Origin of the sequence: Bordetella genomosp. 10 (assembly GCF_002261225.1) — a bacterium.
Lineage (GTDB): Bacteria > Pseudomonadota > Gammaproteobacteria > Burkholderiales > Burkholderiaceae_B > Bordetella_C.
This window is the reverse complement of the sequence record NZ_NEVM01000003.1, coordinates 1-10,349: the sequence shown is the minus strand read 5'-3', so window position 1 is coordinate 10,349 and position 10,349 is coordinate 1. Positions and strand designations below refer to the sequence as shown.

The window sequence follows — 10,349 nt, the reverse complement described above, 5'->3', positions numbered from 1 at the left end:
GGCGGCCGGCGCGGCTTCAAGGGCGGTTTCGATCGCAGTAGGCGTGGCCGCCGCCGCGGCCGGCTGGGCGGTTGCGGCCGGCCGCGCATCCGTGGCGATTGGCGCGGTGGCGGCGGCGGTCGCGCCCGCCGTGGCGCCGGCCAGCGTCGCCGCGATCGTGTCGGCGGCAGCGTCGCCGGCGCCGGCGGCCGCGGCCTGCGGCAGGGCTGGGGCGGGCTGGGGCGCGGTAATCTGCGCCACCAGGGCGGCCATCGCCAGGGCCTGCTGGCTCAGCGTGGGGGCGGCCGTATCGTCGGCCGCCGCCGTCTCTTCATCCTTGCCGTCGGCGTCGTCCGACGCGGCCTTGGCCGGCGCGTCGCCGGTCCGTGCCGGCGTGCCCGCCGCGCGCGTCGAGGACGCGCCGGCATTGGACGCCGGCGCGCGCGAGGCGGCGTTGCCGTCATCCCGCTGGGCGGCGGCGCGCTGGCGCGACATGACGTCCGAGAACGCCGGGTTCGAATCGTCGTTGCCGGACGCGGTGCGGCTGGCGCTGTTGCTCGCGGGAGCGGGCGTGGGCGGGGCGATGATGTTGAGCAAAGTCGTCGCGGCGGCGGTCATAACGGCTTCCTGTGATTCGGTGCTACGTAATCCGGTGCTGCATAATCCGGCTGTACTTCATACGGCTGTACTTCGTCCGGCGGTGCTGTGTCCTGCGGTGCTGCGTCCATCCGTGCTGCGGCGGCCCTGCTCAATGCATTCCCGCGTGGCCGCGCATCAGGCGGGCCGAGTATTCGTCGTTGGCGCGCTGTTCGCGGCGCGCCTCGGCGCGGGCTTCCACGTTGGCGGCGCGCTGGGCCAGCGCATCGAAGGAATTCAACTTGCGCTTTTCTTCCTGCCAGCGCAGCTTGCCTTTGGCCAGATGGTCCTCGGCTTGCGCCAACACGGCATTTTGCTGCCCGATGGCGTCATCCAAAGTGCCGATAAAGCGCTGATAATTGTGGCAATCCGCCGCCGACATGCCGCTCACCATGGCATGCTGAAGACGTTGCAGATAGTCCTGCCGGTAATCCTGCAACATGGCCAACTGGCGTTCGGCGTCGTTGCGCGCGGCGTGCAGGCGCCCCAGTTGGCGCGCGGCCTCGTCGGTATTGTCCTTGGCCAGGCCGATCAGGGTATCCAACGGCAATTTACTGGACATCTCAGGCTCCCGGGCCGAAAGTGGCTTGCAATTGCTTGATGGCGATGTCGTAGCTGACGCTGTCGCCGACGTTCTGTTGCAGGAAGGCCTCCAGGCGCGGATAGCGCGCGATGGCGTCGTCCAGCGCCAGGTCGTGCCCGGGCGCGTAGGCGCCCACGGCGATCAGGTCGCGGTTGCGCTGGTAGCGCGACAGCACCTGCTTGAAGCGGCGCACCATGGCGAACTGCTCCACGGTGATCAGCGAGTTCATGGCGCGCGAAATCGAGGCCTCGATGTCGATGGCCGGGTAGTGGCCGGCTTCGGCCAAGTGGCGCGACAGCACGACGTGGCCGTCCAGGATGGCGCGGGCCGAATCGGCGATCGGATCCTGCTGGTCGTCGCCTTCGGCCAGCACCGTATAGAAGCCGGTGATCGAGCCGGCCTTGCCGCCGGGGCCCGGCGAGCCCATGCCGGCCCGTTCGACCAGGGCCGGCAGCTTGGCGAAGACCGAAGGCGGATAGCCCTTGGTGGCCGGCGGCTCGCCGATGGCCAGGGCGATCTCGCGCTGCGCCATGGCGTAGCGCGTCAGCGAATCCATGATCAGCAGCACGTCCAGCCCCTGGTCGCGGAAATGCTCGGCGATGCGGGTGGCGTAGGCCGCGCCCTGCAGTCGCAGCAGGGGCGAGACGTCGGCGGGCGCGGCCACCACCACCGAGCGCGCCAGGCCTTCCGGCCCCAGGTTGTGCTCGATGAATTCCTTGACTTCGCGGCCGCGTTCGCCGATCAGGCCCACCACGATGACGTCGGCCTTGGTGTAGCGCGCCATCATGCCCAGCAGCACGCTCTTGCCGACGCCGGAGCCGGCGAACAGGCCCATGCGCTGGCCGCGGCCGACGGTGAGCAGGCCGTTGATGGCGCGCACGCCGACGTCCAGCACGGTGTCGATAGGCGCGCGGGACAGGGGGTTGATCGGCAGGGCGGCCAGCGGCGCGGCCTCGGCGCCGTGCAGCGGGCCGAGATCGTCCAGCGGCCGGCCGGCGCCGTCCAGCACCCGGCCCAGCAGGGCGTTGCCGACCGGCAGGTGGCGGCCCAGCGCCGGCTTGGCGTTGCCGTTCAGAATGGCCTTGCGCGGCAGCGGGATGGTCCGTTGCAGCGGCGGGTCGCCCGGCACCACGCGGGCGCCCGGCGGCAGGCCGGAGATATCGGCCTGCGGCATCAGATAGAGCGTATGGCCGTCGAAGCCGACCACTTCCGCCTCGGCCCAGTGGTCGTGGCCGGGGGTGATTTCGATGCGGCAGGCCGCGCCCACCGGCAGGCGCAGGCCGGTGGCTTGCAGCACCATGCCCGTGGCGCGGGTGACGCGGCCGATGGCCAGCCAGGGATCGGTGGCGTTGGCGCGGACCGAGCCGATCTGCAACTGGATGGCCCAGCGATCGGCCACCGGCGGCATCGCCGCCGGCCGGGACGCCATATCGCTCGCCGCGTCGCCGTCGGCCGCGCCGGCGGGATTGCCCGCCGCGGCCGCGCCGGCCGGCTGGGCGGTGGCCATTATTCGTCCTCCAGCGGCATGTCGCGGCCCAACGAGGCGGCGACGCGGCGCCAGCGCGTCTGCAGGGTCGCGTCGATATCGCCGAACGAGGTCTCGGCGCGGCAGCCGCCGCGCGTGATCGATTCGTCGGCCAGCGCGCGCCAATGCCCCAGCTTCAGGTCTTCGGCCAGGTGCAGGCGCACCAGTTCGAGATCCTCGGGATGCAGCCACAGGCGCAGGGGCGCGGCCGCGCCCGGATTCATGTGCAGGACTTCGCGCACCGCGGGCAGCAGGGTCTCGGGCTGCGTGGCCAGCGTCGTGCGCAGGACCTGGCGCGCGATGTCCAGCGCCAGCGTCAACAGGGACTGCCCGGTCTTCTCTTCCAGCGCGGTCAGCGAGGCCGCGGTGGCTTCGGCCAGCACGCGCAGGCGGGCGGCCTCGGCGGCGCCTTGTTCGCGGGCCTGCGCCAGGCCTTCCTTGTAGCCGGCCTCGCGGCCCTCGGCCAGTCCTTCGTCATAGCCCCGCGCGCGGCCTTCCGCCACGCCCAGGTCGTAGCCTTCCGCCCGGCCTTCGGCCAGTCCTTGCCGGTGACCCTGGCGCCGGCTTTCCTCGCGCACCACGGCGGGATCGGGGCCGGTGTCGACGGCCACCGGCTCGGCGTGGCGGGCGTCCTGCTCCTCGAACGAAGCCATGCGCCAGCGCCGCCATGACTCGGCATGGCCGTGAGGCGCTTTGCGGGCCTCGTAGTCAGACATAGGCGTCGTCTCCCTGGTTGCCCAGGACGATCTGGCCGCTCTCGGCCAGGCGGCGGGCAATCTGCAGGATCTTCTTCTGCTCGGCCTCTACCTTGGACATGCGGATCGGGCCCTGCGCCTCCAGGTCCTCGCGCAGCATCTCGGCGGCGCGGCTGGACATGTTGCGCAGGAACTTGTCGCGCAGTTCCTCGACGGCGCCCTTGAGCGCGACCATGAGGGTGTCGTTGTCGACTTCCTTGAGAATGAGCTGGATGCCGCGGTCCTCGACGTCGATGAGGTTGTCGAAGACGAACATCTCGTCGACGATCTTCTGCGCCAGGTCGGCGTCGCGTTCGCGCAGGCTGGCGACCACGCTTTCCTCGTCGGCCGAATTCATCATGTTGAGAATCTCGGCCGCGGTCCGCACCCCGCCCATCTTGCTGCGCTTGGCGCCCTGGCCGGCGAGGACGGCGTTCAGCGTATCGGTCAGCTCGGCCAGCGCGGTCGGCTGCACGCCGCCGAAAGTGGCGATGCGCAGCATGACGTCGTTGCGCAGGCGTTCGCCCAGGCGCGCCAGCACCGAGGAGGCGCGGTCGCGTTCCAGGTGGACCAGGATGGTGGCGATGATCTGCGGGTGTTCGTCGCCGATGAGTTCGGCCACGGTGTGCGGGTCGAGCCAGTTCAGGGCATCGATGCCGCTGCCGCCTTCGCCGGCTTCCAGGATGTCCTCGATCAGGCCCGCGGCGCGGTCGCTGCCCAGCGCCTTGGTGAGCACCGAACGGATGTAGTCGTCCGAGCCCAGGGTGACGGCGATGAACTGGTCCGATTCCTGGCGGAATTCCTCCAGCACCGTCGCCACGTCCTCGCGGGTGACCTGCTTCAGGCTGGCCATGGCGCCGCCGACCTGCTGCACTTCGCGCGCCGTCAGGTACTTGAAGACCTCGGCGGCGGCGTCCTCGCCCAGGGACATCATGAGGACGGCGGCGCGCGTCATGCCGTCAATGGGGGTCTCATTTGCCATCTTTGTTCATCCAGGTGCGCAGGACCATCGCGACGGCGCGCGGATCCTTGGTCGCCATATCGCGGGCGCGCTTCATGTTTTCCTCGAAACGATCCATTTCCTTAGCGCGGGCGATGTCCTGCGCCTCGCGCAGCGCTTCCTGGCGTTCCAGTTCGGCCACTTCGGGATCGATCTCGGGCGGGCGCATGTAGCGGTCGTACATCGGGCGCAGCAGCGAGCGCCAGACCCACAGCGCGGCGATGGCGATGAGCAGCCAGCCCAGCGCGGTCTTGGCCATGGCGATGTTGTCGGGATCCTTCCACCACGGCGTGCTCGGCTCGACGTCGTTGAACTGGCTGTTGACCACGTTCAGGGAGTCGCCGCGCGCCTCGGAGTAGCCCATGGCTTCCTTGACCAGGGTGGTGAGCTTGTTCAGCTCGTCCGCTTCCATGGCCTTGGGTTCGCCGTCCTTGTTGGGCAGGTAGTTGATGACCACGGCCACCGACATGCGCTTGAGGGCGCCCACCGGCTGCTTGATGTGGCTGATGGTGCGGTCGAGTTCGTAGTTGGTGGTGGCGTCGCGCCGCTCGCTGCTGGGGCCTTGGACCTGCGTGGTGGTGCCGGCGCCATTGGCGCCGTTGGCGTTGTTGGCGCCCTGGGCCTGCTGCTGGCCGGGCTGGCCCGGGCGTTGCGGCTGCTGCTGCGGATTGACGATGGGCGCCGTGGGACCGGCCGGCGGCTGGTTCGACAGCGCGCCGGGCACGCCCTGGGCGGCGTTGGCGCCGTTCTGCTGCGCGTCGCTGGTCTGCTTGCTGCGCACGGCGGCCTGGCCGGGCTCCTGGTTGGGGCGATAGGTTTCCTGCGTCTCCTCGCGGCGCGAGAAATCCATGTCGGCGCTGGCCTGGGCGTGCACGTTGCCCGGGCCCACCAGCGGATTGAGGATGGACAGGATGCGCTCGACCGTGCGCTGTTCCGTCTCGCGCATGTAGCGCAACTGGTCGGCGTCCATGCCGCGGCCTTCGCCGGCGGGCTGCGAGAGCAGGCGGCCGTTCTGGTCGACGATGGACACGTTGTTGACCGTCAGCTCGGGCACGCTGGACGCCACCAGCCAGGCGATGGAGGAAACCTGGCCGTCGCCCAGGCTGCGGCCGGGATAGAGATTCAGCAGCACCGACGCCGTGGGCGCCTGGCGGTCGCGCACGAACAGGGTCTGGCGCGGGATGGCCAGGTGCACGCGGGCATGCTGCACGGAATTGACCGATTCGATCGAGCGCGCCAGTTCGCCTTCCAGGGCGCGCTGGTAATTGATCTGTTCGGTGAACTGGCTGGCGCCGAAGCGGTTGTTGTCCAGCAGCTCGAAACCGACCGAGCCGCCGCGCGGCAGGCCCTGCGCGGCCAGTTGCAGCCGCGTGTCGTAGACCTTTTCCTGGGGCACCAGCAGGGCGGTGCCGCCGTCATTGAAGCGGTAGGGCACGTTCATCTGGTTCAGGGCCGCCACGATGGCGCCCCCGTCGCGGTCGTCCAGATTGGAGAACAGCACCTTGTAGTTCGGGTCCCGGCTCCACATGGTCGCGGCCACCACCAGGGCGGCGACCGCGGCGATGGCGCCGATCAGCGCCGGTTTGGGTATCGCGCGCAGCCGTTCCAGCACGGGGAATCGGGCCATGAGGGAGGAAGTAAGAGTCGCCTGCTGATTCATCGGATGCCCCCGCTCGCCGAAAGGCGCGAGTGCCGGGGAAAGCTGAAGGTGGGCAAGTTACACATGCAACGTGCTTCTGATGTGGGAGCGTGGATTATGGCCGGACCGCCGGCAAGGCCAAATGCCGAAAAAACCGCCTTTATGGCGCTATTTGTTTTCTATGCGGACGGCCGCGCATGCCCCGCGGGCCAAGCGGGCGAAATGTCGGGATTTTTGCCGTCATTTGTCGGCTATGCGCGACAGCCCGAGGCATTAGTCTTGCGAGCATTCACAAGCGTCCCTGACAATAAGGAAATTTTTGCCATGGCAGTATCCGGAATGACTGGCATCGAGACCATGCTGGCGCAGATGCGCGCGGCGGTTCGCGCCGCCGAGGGCGGCGCGTCCGCCACCGCGGCGAGCGCGGCGGCCAATCCGGCCGCCGGCAGTTTCGCCACCGAACTCAAGGCGTCGCTGGAGCGCGTATCGTCGGCACAGATGTCGGCGAAGGCGCAAGCCAGCGCGTATGAATTAGGCGCGCCCAATATTTCACTGAATGACGTAATGATCGACCTGCAAAAAGCGAATATCGGCTTCCAGACCGCGGTTCAAGTGCGTAACCGCCTGGTGGCGGCCTACAAGGAAATCTCGTCCATATCGGTGTGATACTTGCCAATTTTGTGCAAGAATCCAGGCGGTGCGGCACGCTTCGGACTAATTCCGTTATCGCCGTCTACGGTGTGCGATGCTTGACACTCTTACATTGCTGGTCGTAGCCGTAATCCAGTTTGAAATAATTGGCGTCACCCTGCTGATGACGTGGTTCATTTCCCGGCGTGCGCGGGGAGCGCTCGGCGGGGGCGGCGGCGTGGCGGTGGTGGTGGCCCTGTGCCTGCTGCCGGCCTGGTATCTGTGGGATACCGGGACCGCGACCATTGCTGGTTTTCATTGGATACTGCTCACGCTCATTGTGCTGGTCCCGACCGGCATATTGCTTTTTCTGGCGATCCAACTGGCGCGCTCGGAAGCCATCCTGCGGACGGTGCGCATTACGCGCAGCGGCCAGAGCGTGCTCGGCCTGTCCCAGGTCGCCGATGCCGAGGCGCTGGAAGACGACCTGCGCCAGGCCATGCAGGAAGTCGGCCAACTCTACGTCCACTATCAGCCTATCTATAGCGCCGAGACGCGCAGCGTTGTCGGCTTCGAGGCGCTGCTGCGCTGGAACCACCCGGTGCGCGGCCTGGTCGCGCCCATGCAGTTCATTCCCCTCGCGGAGCAGACCGAGCTGATCGTGCCCCTGGGCGCATGGGTGCTGGAAACGGCCTGCGCGGAAGCCGCGACCTGGCCCGAGCCCTGGTATCTGTCGGTCAACCTGTCGCCGGTGCAACTGGAAAAAATCCACCTGGTGCGCGAAGTTCGCGGGGCGCTCGATCGCACCGGCCTGGCCGCCGAACGGCTCGAACTGGAAATCACCGAAGGCGTGCTGGTGGCGGCGGAAGGCGGGGAGATTTCCCGCCTGGCGGAATTGCGGCGCGCCGGCGTGCGCATCGCCATCGACGATTTCGGCACCGGTTATTCCAGCCTGGGCTATTTGCGCCAACTGCCGTTCGACACCATCAAGATCGACCGTTCCTTCGTGCGCAACCTGGAAAGCGATTCCAGCGCGCAGGCCATCGTCGGCACCATCGTCGAGTTGTCGCGCCGCCTGAATCGCGAAATCGTCGCGGAAGGCGTGGAGACCGAAGGGCAGTTCTCGATTCTCAATGCCTTGCAGTGCCATCGCGTGCAAGGCTGGCTCCTGGGCAAGCCCATGCCGCCCGAGGAAATCGCCTCGACCTATTTCCCGGCGCCCATCCAGGAAGGCCTGATGGAGCGCACGCTGTCCTGGGCTGAGAATCCCGGCGCGGCGGAGTAGGCGGGGCATTGCTCCGCGAAGTGGGCAGGGCGCAGGCCGTCTTCGGCAGTCGGGATCGACAAGGCGGAAACACCGGGCCGGCGCCGGGCCACGGTAGGGACGGCAAAAAACACGAAGGGCGGCCGCTGCTTGCGCGGGCCGCCCTTGTTCTTGCACCCGGCCGGGACAGGCCTTCTCGCAGGCCCTCCCGAAGCCGAAGCCGAAACCGATCAGCCCGCCGTGCGGGCTTTCTCCAGGCGCCAGACCACCTGCTGCAGCCACGTCTCCTGGCGGCCGTCCAGCGTCAGGAAGGCCGCGCCGACGTGGGTGAGCGGATCCTCGCCCTTGGCGCGCGCGGCCGGGGCGGGCGCCGCTGCCGGCGCGTCGTCGGGCGGCGCGGCGCCTTCGGCCGCCGGCTGCTTGGCGGCGTCCGCGCCGGCCTGCAGCGGCTGGCCCGCCAGCGGGATCAGCGTGCGCACCTCGATATCGGTGGTGATGTTGCCGAAATCGCCGAAATCCAGGTAGACGTCTTCCATCCGGGACCCGCGTTGCGGCAGGTCCGCGACGGCGCGGTTGATGCGCAGGCCCACGCCGTCGACGGAAATATCGCGCAGGGTGAAGACCACCGGCTTGGCGCCGGGCGCCGGGCGCCAGTGGCCGCCGCAGCGCATGCCGTTGCCGGCGATCGACGCGCGGAACATCTTGCGCCGCTGGATGCGGGACAGGCGTTCCGGGTAGGGCGAGACCAGGGCGGCGCTGCCGTCGTCGAAGCGGACCACGTCGGGACGGGGCACGCGGAAATGGATCTGCACGCCGCCGTAGCCGTTCGCATGGAATTGCAGCACGGACCCCACGCGCAGGCCGTGCATGTCGCTCTTGTCGAAATCGGCGCCGGCGTAATCGCGCGGGCGCCAGAAGAAATGACGGGTCTGCTTGTCGGTCCCCAGCACCAGGACCGCCATTTCCCGGTCAGCGGCGTCGCGCACGAGGATCTGGCATTCCGGATGGGTCAGCTCGAACAGCGCGGAACGGATTTCCTCGGGCCGCGTCAGCAGAAAATCGGGATCGGACTCTTTGAGGCTCATGGTGCGTGTGGGTTCTGTTGCCGGCTGGGGAAGGGCGCCTTAACGCGGCGTCGGCGTATTCCGCGGCGGCTCGGGCGGCGCGGGCGTGCGATGCGTCCTGGCCGCGAGCAGGGCTTCCTTGGCGGCCTCGGCGCCGCCGGACTCGACCCGGTACAGCCAGGCCAGCAACTCCGCCACCGCGACGTACAACTGGGGCGGGATCTGCGCGTCCAGGTTGACCTGCATCAGCAGGCCCACCAGCTCGGGCGATTGATGTACGTACAGGCCATGTTCCCGCGCCGTGCGGATGATGGTGTCGGCCAGGGTGCCATACCCCTTGGCCACCACGCGCGGCGCGGCTTCCGCCTCGTTATAGGACAGGGCGACGGCGACCTGGCGATCGGCGCCCGCGTCCTGTTGCGTGCCGGCGGCGTTCAAAGCAATTCCTCCAGGGCCGGCGCGTGCGCGGCCACCGTCAGGTCGGACAGCGTCAGGCCGGCGGCCTGCATGCGTTGCCGCAGCCCGGCGCCGGCCTGGGCGATCTCGCTGTCGCTTTGCGGGGCGACGATGTTCATGACCAGTTGGCTGCCGGCCAGGTTCATGCGGACTTCCACCGTGCCGAGGCGGGGCAGGTTCAGCACCAGGCGCGTGGCCCAGCTTTGCCCGGCCTCGACCGGATTGCCGCCCGGCATCGCGTCGTCCTGCTCGCGGCGGATTTCCCACCACATCGGCGCGCCCGGCCAGGCCGCGCCTTCCCAGGCCAGGGTCTGGTTGGCGAAGACCTCGAGCTGCTGGCGCACCAGCAGCGCGGCGTCCGGATGGATGCCCGGCGGCGTCGCGGGCGGCGTGCCGGGCTGCGAGCCGGACCAGGTGGTGGCGGTGCCGTGGGTAGGCTGGCCGTCGGCCTGCAAGGTCATCGGCGAGGCCGTGGTCGGCAGGCCGAAGCGCAGGTTGTCCGCCAGCAGCGAACGGTTCTCGCCGGCCGGGTTGATGCGCGGCATCGTGTCCGGATTCAGGCGCGACTGGGGCTCGCGCGCCAGCTCGGCGGCGTCGCGCTGGCCGTAGGCCATGTCGGCCAGATGCGATTCGTAGAACAGGCCGCTCTGCTGCAGGGTCTGCTTGAGCGCCTGCGCCAGTTGCGCGGGCTGGGGGCCGGCGCCGGGCAGGTCGGGCGCCTGGCTGGCCAGCGCCGCCAGCGCGGCATCGGCCAGCCGGGCCCGGCTGGCGGCGGCCTGGGGCGCGCCGTCCGCGCCGTCCGTGCCGCCGGCGGCCTGGGCCGTCGCGTTGGCCCGCGC

At 69.2% G+C, this 10,349-nt stretch carries 10 protein-coding genes and 1 pseudogene; 2 read left to right on the top strand and 9 right to left on the bottom strand.

Annotated elements, in window-relative coordinates; translation table 11 throughout:
- The 6 genes and pseudogenes from CAL29_RS16275 to fliF all read right to left on the bottom strand — a co-directional run.
- A pseudogene (locus CAL29_RS16275) lies at window positions 1-597 on the bottom strand (hypothetical protein); the annotation flags it as partial.
- Window positions 598-727: 130 nt separating this feature from the next.
- Window positions 728-1,177, bottom strand: a complete 450-nt coding sequence (gene fliJ, locus CAL29_RS16270; protein ID WP_094854141.1) for a flagellar export protein FliJ — start codon at window positions 1,175-1,177, stop codon at window positions 728-730.
- Between the two features lies 1 nt (window position 1,178).
- On the bottom strand, window positions 1,179-2,627 hold the full coding sequence (fliI, locus tag CAL29_RS16265; protein ID WP_094854143.1) for a flagellar protein export ATPase FliI: 1,449 nt from the start codon (window positions 2,625-2,627) through the stop codon (window positions 1,179-1,181).
- A 77-nt stretch (window positions 2,628-2,704) separates the two neighbouring features.
- Window positions 2,705-3,439 carry a flagellar assembly protein FliH gene (gene fliH, locus CAL29_RS16260; protein WP_094854140.1) on the bottom strand — a complete coding sequence of 245 codons (735 nt, stop codon included), beginning with the start codon at window positions 3,437-3,439 and terminating at the stop codon, window positions 2,705-2,707.
- Window positions 3,432-4,439, bottom strand: coding sequence for a flagellar motor switch protein FliG (fliG, locus tag CAL29_RS16255; RefSeq protein ID WP_094854139.1), 1,008 nt, complete (start codon window positions 4,437-4,439; stop codon window positions 3,432-3,434). Before fliG ends, fliH begins: the two co-directional genes overlap by 8 nt.
- The gene (fliF, locus tag CAL29_RS16250) at window positions 4,429-6,117 is read right to left on the bottom strand and encodes a flagellar basal-body MS-ring/collar protein FliF (RefSeq protein ID WP_094854138.1); all 1,689 of its coding nucleotides are present in this window, start codon (window positions 6,115-6,117) and stop codon (window positions 4,429-4,431) included. Before fliF ends, fliG begins: the two co-directional genes overlap by 11 nt.
- Window positions 6,118-6,420: 303 nt before the next feature.
- Between fliF and fliE the strand changes: the two genes are divergently transcribed.
- The gene (fliE, locus tag CAL29_RS16245; protein WP_094854137.1) at window positions 6,421-6,762 is read left to right on the top strand and encodes a flagellar hook-basal body complex protein FliE; all 342 of its coding nucleotides are present in this window, start codon (window positions 6,421-6,423) and stop codon (window positions 6,760-6,762) included.
- Between the two features lie 79 nt (window positions 6,763-6,841).
- Window positions 6,842-8,011 carry a putative bifunctional diguanylate cyclase/phosphodiesterase gene (locus CAL29_RS16240; protein ID WP_094854136.1) on the top strand — a complete coding sequence of 390 codons (1,170 nt, stop codon included), beginning with the start codon at window positions 6,842-6,844 and terminating at the stop codon, window positions 8,009-8,011.
- Between the two features lie 209 nt (window positions 8,012-8,220).
- Here the strand turns inward: CAL29_RS16240 and CAL29_RS16235 are convergent, their stop codons facing one another.
- From CAL29_RS16235 to fliK, 3 genes are all read right to left on the bottom strand, one after another.
- The gene (locus CAL29_RS16235; RefSeq protein ID WP_094854135.1) at window positions 8,221-9,075 is read right to left on the bottom strand and encodes a flagellar brake protein; all 855 of its coding nucleotides are present in this window, start codon (window positions 9,073-9,075) and stop codon (window positions 8,221-8,223) included.
- A 39-nt stretch (window positions 9,076-9,114) separates the two neighbouring features.
- Window positions 9,115-9,492 carry an EscU/YscU/HrcU family type III secretion system export apparatus switch protein gene (locus CAL29_RS16230; RefSeq protein WP_094854134.1) on the bottom strand — a complete coding sequence of 126 codons (378 nt, stop codon included), beginning with the start codon at window positions 9,490-9,492 and terminating at the stop codon, window positions 9,115-9,117.
- A partial coding sequence (gene fliK, locus CAL29_RS16225; RefSeq protein WP_143277682.1) for a flagellar hook-length control protein FliK occupies window positions 9,489-10,349 on the bottom strand: 861 nt, incomplete at its 5' end. The genes CAL29_RS16230 and fliK, both read right to left, overlap by 4 nt.